The sequence below is a fragment of the Candidatus Microbacterium colombiense genome, assembly GCA_029203165.1.
Classification (GTDB): domain Bacteria; phylum Actinomycetota; class Actinomycetes; order Actinomycetales; family Microbacteriaceae; genus Microbacterium; species Microbacterium colombiense.
Genome location: CP119308.1, coordinates 2,952,716 through 2,971,166 on the forward strand (window position 1 = coordinate 2,952,716; position 18,451 = coordinate 2,971,166).

At 69.0% G+C, this 18,451-nt stretch carries 20 protein-coding genes; 14 read left to right on the forward strand and 6 right to left on the reverse strand.

The features are described 5' to 3' along the window. Window positions 1-116: 116 nt before the first annotated feature. Genes P0Y60_14285 through P0Y60_14295 form a run of 3 tightly spaced genes read left to right on the forward strand, consistent with a single transcriptional unit; the run spans window position 117 to window position 3,795 of the window. Window positions 117-392 (forward strand): multidrug ABC transporter ATPase, encoded by a 276-nt coding sequence (locus P0Y60_14285; GenBank protein ID WEK60465.1) that lies wholly within the window; start codon window positions 117-119, stop codon window positions 390-392. A 10-nt stretch (window positions 393-402) separates the two neighbouring features. Continuing rightward, complete coding sequence (locus P0Y60_14290; protein ID WEK60466.1) at window positions 403-2,115, forward strand: helicase-associated domain-containing protein; 1,713 nt, start codon at window positions 403-405, stop codon at window positions 2,113-2,115. Between the two features lie 36 nt (window positions 2,116-2,151). Beyond that, window positions 2,152-3,795 carry a DEAD/DEAH box helicase gene (locus tag P0Y60_14295; protein WEK60467.1) on the forward strand — a complete coding sequence of 548 codons (1,644 nt, stop codon included), beginning with the start codon at window positions 2,152-2,154 and terminating at the stop codon, window positions 3,793-3,795. A gap of 29 nt (window positions 3,796-3,824) precedes the next feature. Here P0Y60_14295 and P0Y60_14300 read toward each other — a convergent pair whose 3' ends face one another. After that, window positions 3,825-4,859, reverse strand: coding sequence for a type II CAAX endopeptidase family protein (locus P0Y60_14300; protein WEK60468.1), 1,035 nt, complete (start codon window positions 4,857-4,859; stop codon window positions 3,825-3,827). A gap of 126 nt (window positions 4,860-4,985) precedes the next feature. Here P0Y60_14300 and P0Y60_14305 point away from each other — a divergent pair, with 126 nt between their 5' ends. The 3 genes from P0Y60_14305 to P0Y60_14315 all read left to right on the forward strand — a co-directional run bounded on the left by P0Y60_14305 (window position 4,986) and on the right by P0Y60_14315 (window position 7,835). Next, window positions 4,986-5,678: a response regulator transcription factor gene (locus P0Y60_14305; GenBank protein WEK60469.1), complete on the forward strand. Its 693-nt coding sequence runs from the start codon at window positions 4,986-4,988 to the stop codon at window positions 5,676-5,678. A gap of 40 nt (window positions 5,679-5,718) precedes the next feature. Beyond that, entirely contained in the window at window positions 5,719-7,407 is a 1,689-nt protein-coding gene (locus tag P0Y60_14310; protein ID WEK60470.1) for a HAMP domain-containing sensor histidine kinase, read from the forward strand. A gap of 140 nt (window positions 7,408-7,547) precedes the next feature. Beyond that, window positions 7,548-7,835, forward strand: coding sequence for a WXG100 family type VII secretion target (locus P0Y60_14315; GenBank protein WEK60471.1), 288 nt, complete (start codon window positions 7,548-7,550; stop codon window positions 7,833-7,835). Between the two features lie 86 nt (window positions 7,836-7,921). Here P0Y60_14315 and groL read toward each other — a convergent pair whose 3' ends face one another. From groL to P0Y60_14335, 4 genes are all read right to left on the reverse strand, one after another. After that, the gene (gene groL / locus P0Y60_14320) at window positions 7,922-9,541 is read right to left on the reverse strand and encodes a chaperonin GroEL (GenBank protein ID WEK60472.1); all 1,620 of its coding nucleotides are present in this window, start codon (window positions 9,539-9,541) and stop codon (window positions 7,922-7,924) included. A 124-nt stretch (window positions 9,542-9,665) separates the two neighbouring features. Further along, window positions 9,666-10,244, reverse strand: coding sequence for a LytR C-terminal domain-containing protein (locus P0Y60_14325; GenBank protein WEK60473.1), 579 nt, complete (start codon window positions 10,242-10,244; stop codon window positions 9,666-9,668). 70 nt (window positions 10,245-10,314) lie between these two features. Then, window positions 10,315-10,572 (reverse strand): DUF3263 domain-containing protein, encoded by a 258-nt coding sequence (locus tag P0Y60_14330; GenBank protein ID WEK60474.1) that lies wholly within the window; start codon window positions 10,570-10,572, stop codon window positions 10,315-10,317. Window positions 10,573-10,581: 9 nt separating this feature from the next. Next, entirely contained in the window at window positions 10,582-11,574 is a 993-nt protein-coding gene (locus tag P0Y60_14335) for a DUF2332 domain-containing protein (GenBank protein WEK60475.1), read from the reverse strand. A gap of 70 nt (window positions 11,575-11,644) precedes the next feature. Here P0Y60_14335 and msrB point away from each other — a divergent pair, with 70 nt between their 5' ends. Both msrB and P0Y60_14345 read left to right on the forward strand, forming a co-directional pair. After that, window positions 11,645-12,049: a peptide-methionine (R)-S-oxide reductase MsrB gene (gene msrB / locus P0Y60_14340; protein WEK60476.1), complete on the forward strand. Its 405-nt coding sequence runs from the start codon at window positions 11,645-11,647 to the stop codon at window positions 12,047-12,049. Next, the gene (locus P0Y60_14345) at window positions 12,046-12,594 is read left to right on the forward strand and encodes a nitroreductase family protein (GenBank protein ID WEK60477.1); all 549 of its coding nucleotides are present in this window, start codon (window positions 12,046-12,048) and stop codon (window positions 12,592-12,594) included. Before msrB ends, P0Y60_14345 begins: the two co-directional genes overlap by 4 nt. A gap of 3 nt (window positions 12,595-12,597) precedes the next feature. On the opposite strand, the gene P0Y60_14350 is transcribed toward P0Y60_14345, so the two are convergent. Next, window positions 12,598-13,542, reverse strand: a complete 945-nt coding sequence (locus P0Y60_14350) for a DMT family transporter (GenBank protein ID WEK60478.1) — start codon at window positions 13,540-13,542, stop codon at window positions 12,598-12,600. A 74-nt stretch (window positions 13,543-13,616) separates the two neighbouring features. Between P0Y60_14350 and P0Y60_14355 the strand changes: the two genes are divergently transcribed. From P0Y60_14355 to P0Y60_14380, 6 genes are all read left to right on the forward strand, one after another. Then, window positions 13,617-14,270 carry an SOS response-associated peptidase family protein gene (locus tag P0Y60_14355; GenBank protein ID WEK60479.1) on the forward strand — a complete coding sequence of 218 codons (654 nt, stop codon included), beginning with the start codon at window positions 13,617-13,619 and terminating at the stop codon, window positions 14,268-14,270. 2 nt (window positions 14,271-14,272) lie between these two features. Beyond that, window positions 14,273-14,680, forward strand: a complete 408-nt coding sequence (locus P0Y60_14360; GenBank protein WEK60480.1) for an MmcQ/YjbR family DNA-binding protein — start codon at window positions 14,273-14,275, stop codon at window positions 14,678-14,680. A 99-nt stretch (window positions 14,681-14,779) separates the two neighbouring features. Further along, on the forward strand, window positions 14,780-15,691 hold the full coding sequence (locus P0Y60_14365; GenBank protein ID WEK60481.1) for an ATP-binding cassette domain-containing protein: 912 nt from the start codon (window positions 14,780-14,782) through the stop codon (window positions 15,689-15,691). Next, window positions 15,688-16,500, forward strand: a complete 813-nt coding sequence (locus P0Y60_14370; protein WEK60482.1) for an ABC transporter permease — start codon at window positions 15,688-15,690, stop codon at window positions 16,498-16,500. Before P0Y60_14365 ends, P0Y60_14370 begins: the two co-directional genes overlap by 4 nt. Before the next feature lie 10 nt (window positions 16,501-16,510). Continuing rightward, window positions 16,511-17,761: a histidine kinase gene (locus P0Y60_14375; GenBank protein WEK60483.1), complete on the forward strand. Its 1,251-nt coding sequence runs from the start codon at window positions 16,511-16,513 to the stop codon at window positions 17,759-17,761. After that, window positions 17,758-18,450 (forward strand): response regulator transcription factor, encoded by a 693-nt coding sequence (locus P0Y60_14380; protein ID WEK60484.1) that lies wholly within the window; start codon window positions 17,758-17,760, stop codon window positions 18,448-18,450. Before P0Y60_14375 ends, P0Y60_14380 begins: the two co-directional genes overlap by 4 nt. The last annotated feature ends 1 nt before the right edge of the window (window position 18,451 follow it).

Sequence of the window (18,451 nt, forward strand, 5' to 3'; positions counted from 1 at the left end):
GGGAGAACCTCGCTGAGTCGGTGGGGAAAAGAAGGCGCGCTCACGCACGTCCTCGTCCAGCTTACCGGTCGGGGTCAGGCGAACTCGAAGGTCGCGGTGAGAGTAGGGTGAGAGAGATGAGCACGCAGAATTCCCAACCGGAGATTCCCATCCGGCGCCTGGATCGATTCCTGGCATTCGCCGCGCTCGGAATCGCAGCCGCCGCCGTGATCTCCTTCTTCGTGATCATCATCGGCACCGCGGTCGGCATGACGAAGGAGTCGTTCGCCGAGGGAGCCTGGCCCCTCGTCTCCTTCATCCTCTACTGGGGACTCCCGGTCGCATTCCTCATGATCATCACGCTGCTGATCATGAGCTTCATCCGAAAAGGGCGCGCGGGTTCGCGGTCCTGAGGCCCTCAGCATGACCACGCACGCACGCCCGCTGGCCGATTGGCTGGCCGCGGCGAGCGACGAGGATCTGATCCTCCTGCTGACCCGACGCCGCGTGCGCAGCGATGTGGGTTGGCACGATTTCTTCGACGCCGCGGAGGCCCTGCTCGATGCGGCATCGCTCGCCAAGGTACTGCCGTCGCTCACCCGCGCCGAAGCAGCCGCGCTCCTGCACGCCACTGAGGGGCACGACGCCGGCGCGGAACGGGAGTCCCTCATCGCTCTCGCTCTGCTCCGCCCCGACGGCACGCCACATCCGCCCGTCGTCGCGGCGCTGGCCGGGCGCGATGCCCCCTCCGACCGGGTGTCGGTGGCGGTGTCGCCCTCCCCGTCCGAGTCCGAGGCGCATGCGGCCGAGCGCGCCTTCACGACCGTCGCGATCCTCGCGGATCTGCTGCTGATCGCGCGCGACACCCCATTCGCCCTGCTCGCCGGCGGCACCGTCAGTGCGGGAGAGAAGCGTCAGCTCGCCGAGACGGGAGTGCCGATCGAGATCGTCGATCCCGTGCTCGGCGTCGCGGTGGATGCCGGTCTGGCGATCGTCGACGAACGTCGGCTGCGCACGACTGCCGCGGCCGAGGAGTGGTTGCGCTCGTCGGTGGCAGAGCGCTGGAGCGTGCTGGTGAATGCCTTCCGGACCTCCCTCCCCCGCGGCGTGCGTTCCCCGGACGGCGGCTGGATCCCTGTCACCGACTGGCCCCACGCGCATCCGTGGGATCCTTCCTGGCCCGAGCGCAGCGCCCTGTTGCGCGACGCCGCCCTGCTGCTCGGCATCATCGCGGAAGACGGCACCGAACCCTCCTGGTCGGTTCCTCTGCGCCGCGGCCTGCCCGCCGACCCCTCGGACCTCGCCGGGCTCCTCCCCGCCGAAGTCGATCGCATCTTCCTCCAGAACGACCTCACGGCGATCGCCCCAGGGCCACTCGCCCCTGCCCTCGATGTGCGACTGCGCACGATGGCCGCACGCGAGTCCACCGCCCAGGCCTCCTCGTATCGGTTCACGGCCGATTCGATCGCCCGTGCCTTCGTCGCCGGGGAGAGCGCACCGTCGATCCTCGACTTCCTGGGCGAGATCTCCCTCACCGGCATCCCGCAGCCGCTGGGCTACCTGGTGACCCAGACCGCCGCACGCCATGGCCTCGTGCGCGTGTCGACCGACGACGAGACGGGCCGGACCCGGATCGAGAGCACGGATCCGCATCTGATCGAGGCGATGGGGGTCGATCAGACGCTGCGCCCCCTCGCGCTCACGCGGCACATCGATTCGCTCACCACCCGCGTCGGTCGCGACACCGTGTATTGGGCGCTCACGGACGCCCGCTACCCCGCCACCCTCGTCGGCGGTGACGGCACAGCGCTCGTGAGCGCACGCCACCCGGCACCGGTGGTCGATCCGACCGCCCCCACGGGGCAGACCGATCTGGTGCCCTTGATCAGCCGCCTGCGAGCCCAGCAGGGCCCTGACGCGGATGCGGCGTGGCTCGACCGCGAACTCGAAGCCGCCGTGCGCGCCCGCGCCGTCCTGCGCGTGACGGTGGGGATGCCCGACGGATCGACCCGCGAACTGCTGCTCGAAGCCACGGGCATCGGCGGCGGACGGTTGCGCGGGCGGGATCGCGCCGCCGATGTCGAGCGCACGCTTCCGGTGTCGAGCATCCGCGCCGCATCGATCGTCGCGTCGTAACCCCGGCCACCTCTCCGGCCGGTAAACTGGTCAGCTATGTCTGATGGACCCCTGATCGTCCAGAGCGATCGCACCGTGCTGCTCGAAGTCGCCCACGCCGACGCCGAGAGCGCTCGTCACGAGTTGGCGATCTTCGCCGAACTCGAGCGTGCCCCCGAGCACATCCACACCTACCGGATCACCCGCCTCGGTCTGTGGAACGCCCGCGCGGCAGGTCACACCGCCGACGACATGCTCGAGACGCTGGACCGGTGGTCCCGGTTCCCCGTACCCCCGTCGGTCTCCGTGGATCTGCGCGAGACGGTGAACCGCTACGGACGCCTGGTGATCGAGCGCGACGACGAAGGAACGCTCATTCTGCGGTCGTCCGACCCGGCCGTCCTCACACAGGTCGCGTCGAACAAGCGCATCCAACCGCTGCTGATCGGTCACCCCACCCCCACGACCTACGTGGTCGATGCCTGGGCCCGGGGGCAGATCAAGCAGGAGTTGCTCAAGATCGGCTGGCCTGCCGAGGACCTCGCCGGATACACCCCCGGCACTCCGCACGAGATCACCCTGTCGGAAGAGGACGGGTGGCACATCCGTCCCTATCAGCAGGATGCCGTGGACGCCTTCTCGAAGGACGGCTCAGGCGTCGTGGTGCTCCCCTGCGGAGCGGGTAAGACGATCGTGGGCGCCGGCGCCATGGCGGCGACGAAGACCACCACGCTGATCCTCGTGACCAACACCGTCTCGGCGCGGCAGTGGCGCGACGAGCTGCTCCGGCGCACGAGCCTGACGGCTGAGGAGATCGGCGAGTACTCGGGTCAGGCGAAAGAGGTCAAGCCGGTCACGATCGCGACGTATCAGATCCTCACGGCCAAGAGGAAGGGCGAGTACGCGCATCTCGCACTCCTGGACGCGTTGGACTGGGGCCTGATCGTGTACGACGAGGTGCATCTGCTACCGGCTCCGGTGTTCAAGCTCACCGCCGACCTCCAGGCCAGGCGCCGCATCGGCCTCACCGCGACACTCGTGCGCGAGGACGGCCGCGAGGGCGACGTGTTCAGCCTGATCGGTCCGAAGCGGTTCGATGCGCCGTGGAAGCAGATCGAGGCCCAGGGGTTCATCTCCCCCGCCGCCTGCTACGAAGTGCGCATCGACCTTCCGCCCAGCGACCGCCTGGAGTATGCAGCGGCGACGGACGACGAGCGCTACCGCATCGCCGCCTCGGCGCCGGCGAAGATCGACACCGTGCGCGAGCTCATCGCGAAGCATCAGGGCGAGCGGATCCTCGTGATCGGCCAGTACCTCGACCAGCTCGACTCCCTCTCGCAGGCGCTGAACGCGCCGCAGATCACCGGCGCCACGCCGGTCGACGAGCGGGAGGAGCTCTACCGTCAGTTCCGTGTGGGCGAGATCTCGCTGTTGGTCGTGTCGAAGGTCGCGAACTTCTCGATCGACCTGCCCGAGGCATCGGTGGCGATCCAGGTGTCCGGCTCGTTCGGATCGCGCCAGGAGGAGGCGCAGCGCCTCGGCCGCCTCCTGCGCCCGAAGGAGTCCGGTCACACGGCGAGCTTCTACACGCTGATCGCCCGCGACACGATCGATCAGGACTACGCCCAGAACCGCCAGCGATTCCTCGCCGAGCAGGGCTACAGCTACACGATCCTCGACGCCGACGCCCTCGCCGCCTGAGCCGCTCCGGCGGACAGCGAGCGGAGGGGTCAGCCTCTCAGCAGCACCGGCAGGAGATGTGTGCCGGCCCCGGTGCCCAGAGCAGCTGCCGGTGCCGCCGGACGCGGGGCGGTTCTCGTGCGCGCGATGCCCAGCCTGCGAGCCCAGCGGTCGGCGAGCAACGCGTAGACGACCATCGCGGCTGCAGAGGCCACGAGATCGATCGGCGTGCCCGACGTCGCGTTCGCGTCGAGGACCGAGACCGACCCCAGCAGGAAGATCAGCACGTTGTTCACGATGTGCAGCGAGATCGCCGCCTCCAACCCACCGGTACGCCACGACAGCCAGGCCGCGACGATGGCGAAGACACCGACACTCGCCGCGCCCCAGACGTCGTAGCCGTGCCCGAGCACGAAGAGCGGAACCGGCAGCAGGATCGCGAACGCCGGATGCCGCAGCCAGCCGCCCACCAGCTGCATCAGATAGCCACGGAACACGTACTCCTCCGCAGCCGCCTGGAACGGCACCAGCAGGAGCACGAGAGCCACCATCACCCATAGACCGGGAGAGCTGAAGTCGGCCACCACGGGCTCGCCCGCGACCGCGGACCATCCCAGCAGCACCGCGAAATACACCACGAAGACGGCCAGCGCGAGCAGCAGACTCTTGCCGAGCCAGCCGAACCGGAGCCGCCCCGCGACCGACGACAGCAGGCCCACGCCGCGCCCTTCGACGATGCGCGAGGCGGCGAACAGCGCGGGGATCATCAGGATGAGCGGGAGCACCAACGCCACGAGGAGCCAGGGGCGGTCGAGGTCGAAGTACTGCGTGGTGGTGAGGAGCACCTGCATCTCCGCTCCCCACTCCGGGATGAGCACGGAGGCGATCCCGAGAGGCAGGATCAGTGCCAACAGGATCACCGTGTAGAACGCGACGCCGAGCAGTCCGGTCAGCAGCATGCGCCACCAGCGGTATCGCGGACGCAACCGCGCAAGCCGGTGGAAGGCGTACTCGCCGGCGGCGTGCTCCGCGTCGCGGGAGAGGGAGGAAACGGGGGCGGCGGTGTCGTCCTCGGAGGCGCTCATCCCTCGATCCTGGCGGAGTCTCCTGTGCATCCTCTCCGCACGGATCGGCGCGCCGCGGCATGCCGACACCACGCCGTTCCGAAGGATGATCAGCATCCTCATCGAGGAAGTCACCATAATGGGGTCATGACTGCTGCGCGCATCCTGGTCGTCGACGACGAGCCGAACATCCGTGACCTGCTCTCCACAGGACTCAGCTTCGCCGGGTTCCAGGTGAAGACGGTGGCCAACGGCGCCGCCACCATCTCCGCGGTTCTGGAGGAGGAGCCCGACCTCATCATCCTCGACGTGATGCTCCCCGACATGAACGGGTTCAGCGTCACCAAGCGCCTCCGAGGGGCGGGCTTCACCGCTCCGATCCTCTTCCTGACGGCGAAGGACGGCACGGACGACAAGATCGAGGGCCTCAACGCCGGGGGCGACGATTACGTCACCAAGCCCTTCAGCCTCGACGAGATCGTCGCACGTGCGCAGGCGATCCTGCGCCGCACGATGCAGGCCGACGAGGAGTCGATCATCCGTGCGGGTGAGCTGTCGATGGATCAGGACACGCACGACGTGCACGTCGGCAAGGAGCCGATCGAGCTGAGCCCGACCGAGTTCAAGCTGCTGCGCTACCTCATGCTCAACCCGAACCGGGTGCTGTCGAAGGCGCAGATCCTCGATCACGTCTGGGAGTACGACTTCAACGGGGATGCCGGCATCGTGGAGAGCTACATCTCGTACCTGCGCCGCAAGATCGATCCGCACACCGAGGACTCGCTGATCCAGACCAAGCGTGGATTCGGCTACATGCTGAAGGTCGGCAAGTCGGTCTGACCGCCGCCCGCATGGCCTGACGTCGACCCGGGAGGACCCGATGGCTCATCAGCCGGACGCGGTCACCACCTGGTGGCGGCGCATCAGCCTTCGCGCGAAGGTCACCGGGGTGACCGTCGGCGTGCTCGCGTTGGGGCTGCTCATCGCCGGACTCGGCACGGTGCCGATCCTGCGGACGGCGCTGATCGCGAACATCGATCAGCAGCTCCCCGCGCTCGTCTCGAGCGACCTGGTGAGCCGCTACCTCGACGCCACGGATGTGGACGGCGAGACCGTGTACACGCGCAAGGACGAGCAGCCCAGGGACTTCTACTTCGCGATCTACGACGCGGACGGCGCGCTCAAGGCCACGGCGGGCGGCTCGGCCGCCGGAGCACCCCAGTTCGCCGAGACGTTTTCGCCGCAGAAGGCGCAGGCGAACGAGGACACCGTCTTCGACCTCACGAGCGAACAGGGCAAGGTCTTCCGCGCCTCGGCGGCGCTGCTCCCCTCCGACGGCGGCGCACTGAGGGTGCAGGTCGTCGCTCTGCCGCTTGCCAGTGCTGACCGGATCATCAGCCAGTACTTCAGCATCTACATCACGATCGCGTTCATCACGATCTTCATCGCGGCGCTGCTGACCCGATTCCTCGTGACGCTGACCTTCCGCCGGCTCGGCCAGGTCGAGTCGACGGCGATGTCGATCGCGGCAGGGGACTTCAGCCAACGCCTCACGGACCTCGAGCCGACGACCGAGGTGGGCCGGCTCAACTACGCGATCAACACGATGCTCGATCGCGTCGACGGCTCCCTCGCACAACGCGACCGCACGGTGCAGCACATGCGCCGCTTCATCGGTGATGCCAGCCACGAGCTGCGCACGCCGCTGGTGAGTGTGCGCGGCTATGCGGAGCTCTACCGGATGGGCGCGATCAAGGGCGAGGAGGACACCGCCCGCGCCATGGAACGCATCGAGAAGGAAGCCATCCGCATGGGCGTGCTCGTCGAGGACCTGCTGGCCCTCGCGCGCTTGGACGAGGAACGCGAGCCCGAGATCGTGGCCCTCGATCTCCGACCGATCGCGCGCGACGCCGCCCTCGACGTGCGGGCTGCCGCGCCCGGGCGCACGGTGACGATGATCGATCTGACGACCGAGAGCGTCACGGCCCCAACGCGCAGCATCCCGAAGCCGCAACCCGAGCAGCCGGCCGCGCGCGGTCTGGCACGCACTCCCCTCTCACGGCTGCGTCGCCGCCCGCGTCCCGGCGCCGACCAGCCCGCACCGGCGATCGATTTCTCCGAGGCCGCCGACATCCCCGTCCGCACTCCGCCGATCGTCCTGGGCGAGGAGAACAAGGTGCGTCAGGTGGTGACGAACCTGCTGGGGAACGCACGGCGGTTCTCACCGGAGGACGGCCCGATCGAGATCGTCGTGGATTCGGATCGTGTGCGCGGCACCGGCAGCATCTCCGTCGTGGACCACGGTGAGGGAATCCCCCCGCAGATCCGCGAGCAGATCTTCGAACGGTTCTGGCGTGCCGACACGTCACGCGCGCGGGAGACCGGAGGATCGGGACTCGGACTGGCGATCGTCGCCTCGATCATGAAGGCTCTGCACGGCTCGGTCGCCGTCTCGGAGACCCCGGGCGGCGGGGCGACCTTCACGGTGACACTCCCGCTGGCCCCCTCGCAGGCCACACCCGCCCACCTGCTCGAAGACACGCAGCCACTCGAGCCGCTGGACCTCTGAGCTGAGCTGAGCTGAGCGTCATCCTGCACGCCGCGACGCGATCGCGAGTTGTGCACACTCCCCGGCGGGTCGGGCTCTCAGCGCCGCGGCGGATGAGACGTCACGCCTAGCCTCGGAACTCCATTCACAGAAGGAGTCCCATGACCGTTTTCACCGTCGACACCGAAGCAGTCCATGCCGCCCACGGCGCGACCCGCGCCACCATGGAGCGACTTCAGGCCGAATCCGCCTCGCTCATGGCGCAGCTCACGCAGCTGCAGTCGTCGTGGGTCGGAGGCGCATCCAGCGCGTTCCAGGGGTGCGCCGAGCAGTGGCGCGGCGCACAGCTGCACGTCGAGCAGGTGCTCGACTCGATCGGTACCGCGCTCGGCTCCGCCGCGACCCAGTACGCCGACGCCGACCAGTACTCGGCCAGCCTGTTCCGCTGAACACGGCACCCGCCGAACCTGCGACGCGGAATGCAGAAACGCCCCGGCTGGAGAGCCGGGGCGTTTCTGTCTGCGTGAAGCGGGACTCAGAAGTCCATGCCACCCGACGGGTCACCCATGGGAGCAGCAGCCTTCTCGGGCTTGTCTGCCACGACGACCTCGGTGGTGAGGAACAGCGCAGCGATCGATGCGGCGTTCTGCAGCGCCGAACGCGTCACCTTGGCCGGGTCGATGATGCCCTGTGCGAACAGGTCACCGTACTCGCCGGTCGCGGCGTTGAGGCCGTGTCCGGTCGGGAGACCGGCGACCGTGTTCGCGACGACACCCGGCTCCAGACCGGCGTTCAGCGCGATCTGCTTGAGCGGAGCCTCGATCGCGACGCGCACGATGTTGACACCGGTCTGCTCGTCGCCCTTGAGCTCGAGCGTGGCGAGAGCCTTGGTGCCGGCCTGGATCAGCGCGACGCCACCACCGGGGACGATGCCCTCCTCGACGGCCGCCTTCGCGTTGCGAACGGCGTCTTCGATGCGGTGCTTGCGCTCCTTGAGCTCGACCTCGGTCGCTGCACCCGCCTTGATGACGGCGACGCCACCGGCGAGCTTGGCAAGACGCTCCTGGAGCTTCTCGCGGTCGTAGTCGCTGTCGGTGTTCTCGATCTCGCGACGGATCTGCGTGACGCGACCCTCGATCTGGTCGGCCTCGCCGGCGCCCTCGATGATCGTGGTCTCGTCCTTGGTGACGATGACCTTGCGTGCACGACCCAGCAGGTCGAGCGTGGCGTTCTCGAGCTTCAGGCCGACCTCTTCGGTGATGACCTGACCACCGGTGAGGATCGCGATGTCCTGCAGCTGCGCCTTGCGACGGTCGCCGAAGCCGGGAGCCTTGACGGCGACCGACTTGAAGATGCCCTTGAGCTTGTTCAGCACGAGCGTCGCGAGAGCCTCGCCCTCGACGTCCTCGGCGATGATGACGAGTTCCTTGCCATCCTGGATCACCTTGTCGACGATGGGCAGGAGGTCCTTGATGTTGGAGACCTTCTGGTTCGCGATGAGGATGTACGGGTCCTCGAACACCGCTTCCTGGCGGTCGGGGTCCGTGACGAAGTACGGGTTCAGGTAGCCCTTGTCGAAGCGCATACCCTCGGTGAGCTCGAGCTCGGTGCCGAACGTCTGCGACTCCTCGACGGTGACGACGCCTTCCTTGCCGACCTTGTCGATCGCCTCGGCGATGAGCTCGCCGATCGCCGGGTCAGCGGCGGAGATGGATGCCGTTGCGGCGATCTGCTCCTTGGACTCGATCTCCTTGGCGCTGGCGAGCAGCTCCTCGGTGATCGCGGCCACGGCCTTCTCGATTCCGCGCTTGAGCGAGATCGGGTCGGCGCCGGCTGCGACGTTGCGCAGGCCTTCGCGGACCAGTGCCTGAGCGAGGACGGTCGCGGTGGTGGTACCGTCACCGGCGACATCGTCGGTCTTCTTGGCGACCTCCTTGACGAGCTCCGCGCCGATCTTCTCGTACGGGTCGTCGAGCTCGATCTCCTTGGCGATGGACACGCCGTCGTTCGTGATCGTGGGGGCGCCCCACTTCTTCTCGAGCACGACGTTGCGGCCACGCGGGCCGAGGGTCACCTTGACGGCGTCGGCGAGGATGTTGAGGCCGCGCTCGAGGCCGCGACGGGCCTCCTCATCGAAAGCGATGATCTTTGCCATGAGCTTTGTCGTCCCTCCTGGACGTAGACGTGTGGTTTAGCACTCAGAGTCTGAGAGTGCTAACGCCATTCTGGCACTCGACCCCTCCGAGTGCAAGCCGCCGGGAGCGCGCTGAGGGCGAACGTCAGGGGGCGGGTGTGCCCGCAGGTGTCTCTGTCGCGGCTGCGGATCGGTCGAGGCCGATCACGACGGTGAGCTGCTCGCGATCGGTCTCGTTCAGCGCCGCATAGGTGTCGCTCTGCTGCACGGCTGCACCGCCGAGCAGGTTCGCGAGCCCGATCGCCGCCGGTTCGTCGTCGTCCTGGACGTAGTAGACCGTGGTGGTCTTGAAGTCCACGCTGTCGCTGCCGCTGGCGTAGACCGTTCCCGCATCCCAGCCCTTGTTGATCAGGAGGTCGCGCATCTGCTGCTCGAGCCCGTCCTCGCCGGTCGCGTTGAGGATCATCACCGAGAACGCGGTGTCGACGACGCCGGTGTCCTCCGGGGTCGGAACCGCCGAGGGCGCGGCCTCGGGGAACAGTTCGATGCGTCCCATGAACACGAGCGATCCGAAGATGCCCGCGATGATGAGCACGAGTGCCGCCACGAACGACCACAGCAGCACGACCCACCCGTTCATTCCGGGGGCTTCGGCGCGGTGCGCTCCGACTCGTCCGGTGGCACGGGGGACGTCATCGAAACGATCGCGGGAGGGCTTTGACACCCCTCGATGCTAGCGGCACGCACCTGTCAATCCGCATCGACGCCGCGAACGGCCGCGCACTCGCCGTCGCTCAGCCGACGAAGCCCGGCATCCGACCGCTGCGGCGCGCGGCGCGGACATCGCGCAGTCGACGCAGCCGGCGCACGAGCATGGGGTCGTATTCGAGCGCGGCGTCGGACTCCAGGAGTCGTCCCAGCACCTGGTAGTAGCGGGCGGCGCTCATCCCCAGCTGAGCGCGGATGACCTCTTCCTTCGCACTGCCGTGGCGCGGCCAGGCGGCTTCGATCGCGAGGACCGCGCGATCGCGCTCCGTGAGGTCTCCCAACATGGCTCCAGGTTAGGACTCATCGCGCTGTGAATCGGCGCGCCACTCCCACCAGCTGCCGAGGGGGTCGGCCGCTGCCCGCACCCGTCCATCGAGAGCGACGACGAACCCGGTCCACGTCGACGCATCGATCGGGGGCCGCCAGACATCGAGCAACGCTGGCGGATCGATCGTGATCCACCGCGCCGGCAGCTGTGCGATCCGGTCGACCAGCGCGGTGCGCGACGCCCTCGGGATGTGCACGAGCACTCCGGGCGTCGTGATCACCAGGGTCGCGTCCGTCGGCGCCGCATCGGCGAGCGCCTCGAGCTTCTCCAGCGCGTCACCGGCGACGAGGTGCGGCGGCTCGGCGGCGGCGATGTCCGCGGCGGCGTCGATCCGTTCGGCACGGCCGCTCTCCCCCGGCCAGACGAGGCCGCGCAGCCAGCGCCGATCCCACGCGTCGGCGACGTCGAGCGGCGCGAGGTCGATCCCGGCGCGCCAGACGACGTGCGGCATCCGCAGCGGAGGGAGCTCCCCCGTGACCGTGCTCGTCAGGACGACGCTCGACGTGCCCTCAGACGGATCGAGGGCGAGACGAACCGCGCCGTCCGCGTCGACGAAACGGTACGAGTAGTGGTCGGGATACAGGCACAGACCGGCGGAGGCGCCGAGCTCGAGCAGAGCGATCGGCCCGTCGATCTCCGACAGCACGGGAAGAAGAGCGGCGAGACGGAGAGGTTCGTTGGTCTGCAGCGAGCGGGCGGTGCACTCGGCGACCACCTCGTCGGCATGCGATCGGACGAAGTCCCGCCAGCCGGCGAAATCGCCCGGCATCGCCCCCAGCAGCCGGGTGACCGCGAAGACGAGCGGCGGTTGCCGCCGATTCTCGGGGATGCGGGCGAGGAGCGCCTGCATGTCCGCGTCATCCGCGACGCCCTGCGCCCACTCCTCGTACACCGTGCTGCGCCCCGGCGCCTCCTCGGCGGCGAAGCGGGCGTATCGCTGCTGCACGGCATCGGTCATGGCTCCATTCTCGCGCGAGGCACCCGCGTCTCGCCGGAGGAGGGAGAATGGAGGAGACCCAGGAGGACGCATGGCCTACAGCGTGGACAAGACCGAAGAAGAATGGCGCGACGAGCTCGGCGATGAGCAGTACGCGGTGCTGCGTCAGGCCGCCACCGAGCGCGCCTGGACGGGCGAGCTGCTCGACGAGGGCCGCGCCGGCCTCTACACGTGCGGCGCGTGCGGTGCCGAACTCTTCCAGAGCGGCACCAAGTTCGACTCCGGATGCGGATGGCCGAGCTTCTACGAGTCGATCCGCCCCGAAGCCGTGCAGCTCATCGAGGACACGACCCTGGGCATGGTGCGCACGGAGGTGCGCTGCTCGAACTGCGGCTCGCACCTCGGCCATGTCTTCCCCGACGGCTTCGGCACGCCCACCGGCGACCGGTACTGCATGAACTCGATCGCTCTGAACTTCACCCCCGAAGCCTCGTGAGCGCGCTCGACGCCGTCCGTGCCCGCCAGTCGTGGTCGAAGGTCGACGACACCGCGCCCACCCACGAAGAGCTGCTCACGTTCGTGGCCGCCGCCGGGAGGGTCGCCGATCATTCGTCCCTGCGCCCGTGGCGTCTGATCGAGCTGCGCGGGGCCGATCGCGAGGTGCTCGGCGCGGCGATCGCGAAGGCCGAGGGCGACAAGTCCCCCTCGACCAAGCCGTTGCGCGCACCGCTGCTCATCGCCGTGGTGGCAAGCTTCCGCAAGAGCAAGGTGCCGCGCTGGGAGCAGGAGGCCGTCGCTTCCGGCGTCGCGCACACCATCAGCCTGCTTCTGGACGAGGCAGGCTGGGGAGTGTTCTGGCGCACGGGGAGCTACACGCGGGCGAAGGCCGTGGCGAAGGCGCACGGGCTGGGCAAGGACGAGGAACTGCTCGGCTGGCTCTACGTCGGCGGCAAGCCTGCCGGCAAGCGAGCAGGACGACGCAAGGCGGTCGATGCGCGCAAGCTCGTCAGCCGGATGCCGCGGGCGAAGAAGAAGAAGTAGCGGTCACGCCCTGCGGCGACGTCGCGGCAGGGCGACCGAGACGGATGCCACGGCGACGACGACCATCCCGACGATCTGCCACGTGGCCGGCCCCGCTGCCGCCGGCCAGATGAGATCGATGAGCACCGAGGTCGCGAGCTGCCCGAGCACGGATCCGAGCCCCATCAGCAGCACCCCGGTCTGGGACACGATGAACGCGCCCAGCAGGATGTACGCGAACCCCAGGAAACCGCCCAGGTAGAGCCACGGCTCGGCCGGGAGCGCCTCGGGGGCACCGCGCAACGCGATGCTGATCCCCGCTGCGAACAGCAGCACGACGGTGCCGGCGATGAAGCTCATGAACGTGGCGATGATCGGCGAGCCCACGCGTTGCGCGAGGCGTCCGTTGGTGGCCGCCTGCCACGCGATGCCCACGCCCGCCAGGAACGGGAGCGCCAGCATCCACAGCGGAGCCGTGGCGAGCACGTCGCCGCTGAGCGAGATGCCGACCGCGGCGAGCGCGAGCAGCCCGCCCAGCACCCGCCCGGGGGTGACGGCGACCACTCCGGCCGGGCCGAAGCCGATCCGGTCGAGCACGAGGCCGTGCAGGGTCTGGCCCGCGACCACGCCGACCGTGAACAGTGAGACTCCGAGCACCCCGGCAGTCAGTCCCTGGGTCGACACGGTCAGCGCTCCGCACGCACCGCCGAGCAGCATCCAGACAGGGATCGTCCTGCCGCGCACCCCGCGCCACAGCCTGCCGACTCCGCGCCGGCCGGACGGCAGGGCACTGATCACGATCACGAGCGCGAGCAGACCCACACTGAACGAGACGAGTCCCGCGACGATGCCGTCGTCGAGCCGCACTCCGAGGACTCCGTTGACGCGCGCCTGGATCGCCGTCATCACGCCGATCGCGACCGCTCCCCCGAGTGCGACCGGGGCGGGGAGCGCGCGGGTCTCGGTCACCCGTCGACCCTACCCGAGCGTGCGCGCCCTCCTGCGCCGCCGGGAATGTCGGTGCCGAGGGCTACGCTGACGGCATGTGCGCGAGCTACGGTCTCGATCCCCGGTTCACCGATGCGGAGCTCCTCGCCGCGGCCGACGAGGCCGTGCTCGAGGGCCTTCGAACGTGGGCGCAGGACAATGCGGGAGAGACGGTGCGCCCCACCGGCAGGAACCTCCGCAACCTCAACCCGCTGATCGTGTCGACAGAGACGGGGCCCTCGCTCGAGCCGGCGTGGTGGGGATTCCTCGTCGGCGGGGAGCCGGCGAAGTTCCCCTCGATCAACACGCGCTCGGAGCGGCTGCAGGAGCGGCCGGGCGGTCTGAAGTCCCGCGCGATCGTTCCGGCGACGAGCTGGTACGAGATGCAGAAGCCGCAGCGAGTGTGGCAGGAGTTCCGTCTCGACGAGGGCGCGCTGTTCGGCATGGCCGCGGTGACGCAGCGCGGCCGGACGACCGACGGCACCTGGTTCACGTGCTATTCGATCGTGATGCGCCCCGCGCCCGCGCATCTCGCCGAGGTTCACGACCGCATGCCGGTGCTCATCCCGACCGCGTTCGCCCAGGAGTGGCTGACCGCCGAGAGCGGACGCGACGTGATCGACGAGGCCCTGCTGGCGGCGGCCGGTCTCGACGGCCGGGTGGCGACGACGCCGCGCGCCGACGACAAGGGCGCGGATCGGCTGTTCTGATCATGGATGCGAGAGCACTGAACACGGCGGCCACGTCGCGCGCCGAGGAGCTGCCCGGGGCAGAGCGGGAGAACCCGTTCGGGCCGGAGTGGGATGTGTACAAGGTGCGCGGTCGCGTGTTCCTGCTGGTCCCTCTCGACGGCACCGGGCGCATCACCCTCAAATCGCACCCCGACGATGCGGTCGCCCTGCGCGAGACGTTCGCCGACATCGTCCCCGGCTATCACATGAACAAGAAGCACTGGATCACCCTGCTCCCGGGCGACTCCCTCGAAGAGGGCCTGGTGACCGAGCTCGTGACCGAGTCGTACCTGCTCGTGGTGGAGAAGCTCCCCCGTGCTCAGCGGCCCGTCGACCCCGACCTCTTCGGTCGCGGTCCGGCAACGGATGCCGCCGCCCCGACGGCCTGACACTCCGGCGGGGATCCGTCGCCGGGATGATGCCTCCGGCGCCAGAACGGTACCTGGGGAGGACGCGGAGACAGCTTCGCCGTCCGTAGCGTGGTTCCCATGATCACAGCAGAGGGCCTCACGAAGAGGTTCGGAGACAAGACAGCCGTCCAGGACGTGTCGTTCACGATCCAGCCGGGAACCGTCACCGGATTCCTCGGGCCGAACGGCGCCGGGAAGTCCACCACGATGCGCATGATCGTCGGCCTCGACCGGCCGACATCGGGCCTCGCCACCATCGCCGGCAAGGAGTACCGCAAGCTGCGCGCTCCGCTCAGCGAGGTCGGCGTGCTGCTCGACGCCAAGGCCGTGCATACCGGTCGCACCGCCCGCAATCATCTGCGCGCCATGGCGGCGACCCACGGCATCCCCGCGTCGCGCGTCGACGAGGTCATCGAACTCGCCGGCATCACCTCGGTCGCCCGCAAGCGCGCGGGCAAGTTCTCGCTCGGCATGGGCCAGCGACTCGGCATCGCGTCGGCGCTGCTCGGCGATCCGCACACGCTGATCCTCGACGAGCCGGTCAACGGCCTCGACCCCGAGGGCGTGCGCTGGGTACGCCAGTTCGTGCGCCACGCCGCATCGGAGGGCCGTACCGTGCTGCTCTCCAGCCACCTGATGAGCGAGATGGCGCAGACCGCCGACCACGTGATCGTGATGGGTCGCGGCCAGGTGCTGGCGGATGCTCCGCTCGACGAGCTCGTGCGTGCATGGACCCGCAACACGGTGCGCGTGCGCACTCCCCGCGCGGCTGATCTCGCGGCGGCCGTCGGCGGTCCCGAGGTCGAGATCGTGAGCACCGCCCCCGATCTGCTCGACATCGTGGGTCTCCCCGCCGCACGCATCGGCGATCTCGCCGCCGACCGCGGCATCCCGCTGCATGAACTCACCCCGACCACGGGGTCGCTCGAAGACGCGTATCTCGCTCTCACGGGCGATTCGGTCGAGTACCGCACCAAGGAGATCTCATGACCACCCAGGCTCCGCCCGTCACGCGCGCCCGCGTCGACTCCGCCCAGCGCCTCACGTTCTTCCGTGCCGTGCGCAGCGAGTGGATCAAGCTCGCCACCGTTCGTTCCACCTGGTGGTCGATCGGTATCACCGCCCTTCTCACGGTCGGCATCGCTGTGCTGATCGCTCAGGCCGTCGACATGCCCGGCTTCGAGCCGATCCAGGCCGTCGTCTCCCCGATCCAGTTCACGATGCTTCTTGCGGGCATCCTCGGCGCGATCGCCGTCACCGGCGAGTACTCGACCGGCATGATCCGTTCGACGCTCGCAGCCGACCCGGTTCGCGGCTCGGTGCTCGCGGCCAAGGCCCTCGTGCTCGCCGTGTTCATGTTCGTGTCGTCGCTCGTGATCTTCTTCGGTGCCGCATTCGCGGTGTCGCTGGTGGTCGCCGCGCGCGATCAGAGCATCGACTGGTCGGATGCCTCAGCCTCGTTCCTGCCGATCATCGTGGCGTCGTTCACGATGGCCGTCTTCGCCATCATCGGCGTCGCCTTCGGTTTCATCCTGCGCTCGGGCGCTGGTGCGATCGCCGCGACCGTCGGCCTGCTCTTCGTGCTGCCCATCATGACCAACTTCTTCTCCTTCGCGGGCGAGAGCTGGAAATGGGTCACCGACGCGGCCGCCTACCTGCCGGCCTCCGCCGCGCAGAGCATCATCCTGCCCAGCGACGGTGCGATCATCGACGGACCCACCGGCTACCTCACGCTCGGATGCTGGGCGCTGGGCGCCCTGCTCGCCGCGTGGGCCGTGCTGCGCACGCGCGACGCGTAAAGTCAGCCGGGTGAGCAGAACGCGAAGCCGCAGCATCTCGATCCGCGAGGACGAGGAGCTGCGGCTTCCGCGTCCCCCCGGGGTCTTCCGTCGATTCTGGGCACGGCATCCGCGCGTCGCAGACGTTCTGATCGCGCTGGTGTGCCTGCTCCTGTCGCTCACTCCCGCGATGCGGATCAACCCCGATCTCCCCACTCCGATCACGGTGACCATGGCCGTGCTGCTGCCCATCGCCGTCGTCGGCGCGTGCGTGACGCTGTTCTGGCGCCGCCGCGTCCCGTTCGTCCCCTTCGTGGCGGCGTTCACGGTCGAGGCCTCGTTCCTCCTGATCGACATGCCGGTCGGAACCCCACTCGTCCTCGCCACCTGCTACGCCCTCGCGGTGTACCGTTCCACCGCCCTCGCGTGGAAATGCTTCGCCATCGCTCTGGCCGCTCTGACCGCCTTCGCGGGAATCCTCACCCTCACCGACGTCATCAGCCTGCAGATCGCGGCCAACTCCGTCGTCAGCTCGCTCGTGCTGGGCCTCATCGGCACGCTGATCGGCGTCAACGTCGGCGGCCGCAAGAGGTACCTGGCGGCCGTCATCGACCGCTCACGACAGCTTCTGGTCGAGCGTGATCAGCAGGCGCAGCTCGCCGCGGCCGCCGAACGTGCACGTATCGCTCGCGAGATGCACGACATCGTCTCGCACTCCCTCACCGTGATCGTCGCGCTGTCCGAGGGCGCAGCGGCCACGCCCGACCGGGATCAGGCCCGCACCGCCGCGGCCGCATCGGCCGAGACCGCCCGCACCGCGCTCACCGAGATGCGGTCGATGCTCGGGGTGCTGCGCGCCGATGACGCGACGCTGCCACTCGCCCCGATCGCCGCGCCGACGCCGCACGATACCGTCACGACGGCGCAGCGCGCGGGCTTCCCCGTGTCGCTCGCGGTCAGCGGGGCCTCCGACCTCTCGCCCGCGCTCTCGCACGCCGTGTCGCGGATCGTGCAGGAAGGGGTGACGAACGCGATGCGCCACTCCCCCACGGCGAACGCCATCGGTGTGCGCATCGAGCACCGGGCAGCAGCGGTCGTCGTCGACATCGTCAACGACGGTGCCGCGCAGGCGTCCGACAGCCCCGGGTTCGGACTGCGCGGGTTGTCGGAGCGCATCGCACATGTGCGAGGCACGATCGAGTACGGCCCGCGGGGTGGCGGACGATGGATGCTGCGCGCCGAACTTCCCACCGACAACGACGAGAGGGAGAAGAACTCATGACGGAACGGATCCGGGTGCTCCTGGTCGACGACCAGCAGCTCATCCGTCTGGGGTTCCGGATGGTCCTGGAAGCCGAGGACGACATCGAGGTCGTGGGTGAAGCCGGCGACGGACGGGAGGCGATCGTGCAGGCCGCGGCGCTGCATCCGGATCTCGTGCTGATGGACATCCGGATGCCGGGCCTCGACGGCATCGCCGCGACGGAGTCGATCGTGCGCTCGCACCCGCAGACCCGCGTGCTCGTGCTCACGACGTTCGATCTCGACGAATACGCGTTCGGAGCGATCCGCGCTGGCGCCAGCGGCTTCCTCCTGAAGGATGTGCAGCGTCACGAGATGCTGGCGGCGCTGCGCTCGGTGCATCGTGGCGACGCCGCCCTGTCGCCTCGTGTCACCCGCATGCTGCTCGAGCACGTCACGCCCGTGCTGCCGAGCGCGGGCACGAGCACCCCCTCCGAGACGAACGTCGCCGACGAGCTGACCGACCGCGAGCGCGACGTGTTCCTCGCGATCGGTCGCGGACTCACGAACGCCGAGATCGCGAGCACCCTCTTCGTCAGCGAATCGACCGTGAAGACCCACGTCGGCCGAGTGCTGTCGAAGCTGGGAGCCCGCGACCGCATCCACGCCGTGATCCTGGCCCACCGGCTCGGCCTGGTCGACGACACACCCCTTCCCACGGAGTCCTAGC

Bases quoted from the DNA above. Each gene is read 5' to 3' on its own strand.
- P0Y60_14365 (WEK60481.1), top strand. From the start codon at position 14,780: ATGATCACAGCAGAGGGCCTCACGAAGAGGTTCGGAGACAAGACAGCC.
- P0Y60_14310 (WEK60470.1), top strand. From the start codon at position 5,719: ATGGCTCATCAGCCGGACGCGGTCACCACCTGGTGGCGGCGCATCAGC.
- P0Y60_14305 (WEK60469.1), top strand. From the start codon at position 4,986: ATGACTGCTGCGCGCATCCTGGTCGTCGACGACGAGCCGAACATCCGT.
- P0Y60_14300 (WEK60468.1), bottom strand. From the start codon at position 4,859: ATGAGCGCCTCCGAGGACGACACCGCCGCCCCCGTTTCCTCCCTCTCC.
- P0Y60_14330 (WEK60474.1), bottom strand. From the start codon at position 10,572: ATGTTGGGAGACCTCACGGAGCGCGATCGCGCGGTCCTCGCGATCGAA.
- P0Y60_14290 (WEK60466.1), top strand. From the start codon at position 403: ATGACCACGCACGCACGCCCGCTGGCCGATTGGCTGGCCGCGGCGAGC.
- msrB (WEK60476.1), top strand. From the start codon at position 11,645: ATGGCCTACAGCGTGGACAAGACCGAAGAAGAATGGCGCGACGAGCTC.
- P0Y60_14370 (WEK60482.1), top strand. From the start codon at position 15,688: ATGACCACCCAGGCTCCGCCCGTCACGCGCGCCCGCGTCGACTCCGCC.
- P0Y60_14360 (WEK60480.1), top strand. From the start codon at position 14,273: ATGGATGCGAGAGCACTGAACACGGCGGCCACGTCGCGCGCCGAGGAG.
- P0Y60_14295 (WEK60467.1), top strand. From the start codon at position 2,152: ATGTCTGATGGACCCCTGATCGTCCAGAGCGATCGCACCGTGCTGCTC.
- P0Y60_14285 (WEK60465.1), top strand. From the start codon at position 117: ATGAGCACGCAGAATTCCCAACCGGAGATTCCCATCCGGCGCCTGGAT.
- P0Y60_14380 (WEK60484.1), top strand. From the start codon at position 17,758: ATGACGGAACGGATCCGGGTGCTCCTGGTCGACGACCAGCAGCTCATC.
- P0Y60_14335 (WEK60475.1), bottom strand. From the start codon at position 11,574: ATGACCGATGCCGTGCAGCAGCGATACGCCCGCTTCGCCGCCGAGGAG.
- P0Y60_14315 (WEK60471.1), top strand. From the start codon at position 7,548: ATGACCGTTTTCACCGTCGACACCGAAGCAGTCCATGCCGCCCACGGC.
- groL (WEK60472.1), bottom strand. From the start codon at position 9,541: ATGGCAAAGATCATCGCTTTCGATGAGGAGGCCCGTCGCGGCCTCGAG.
- P0Y60_14355 (WEK60479.1), top strand. From the start codon at position 13,617: ATGTGCGCGAGCTACGGTCTCGATCCCCGGTTCACCGATGCGGAGCTC.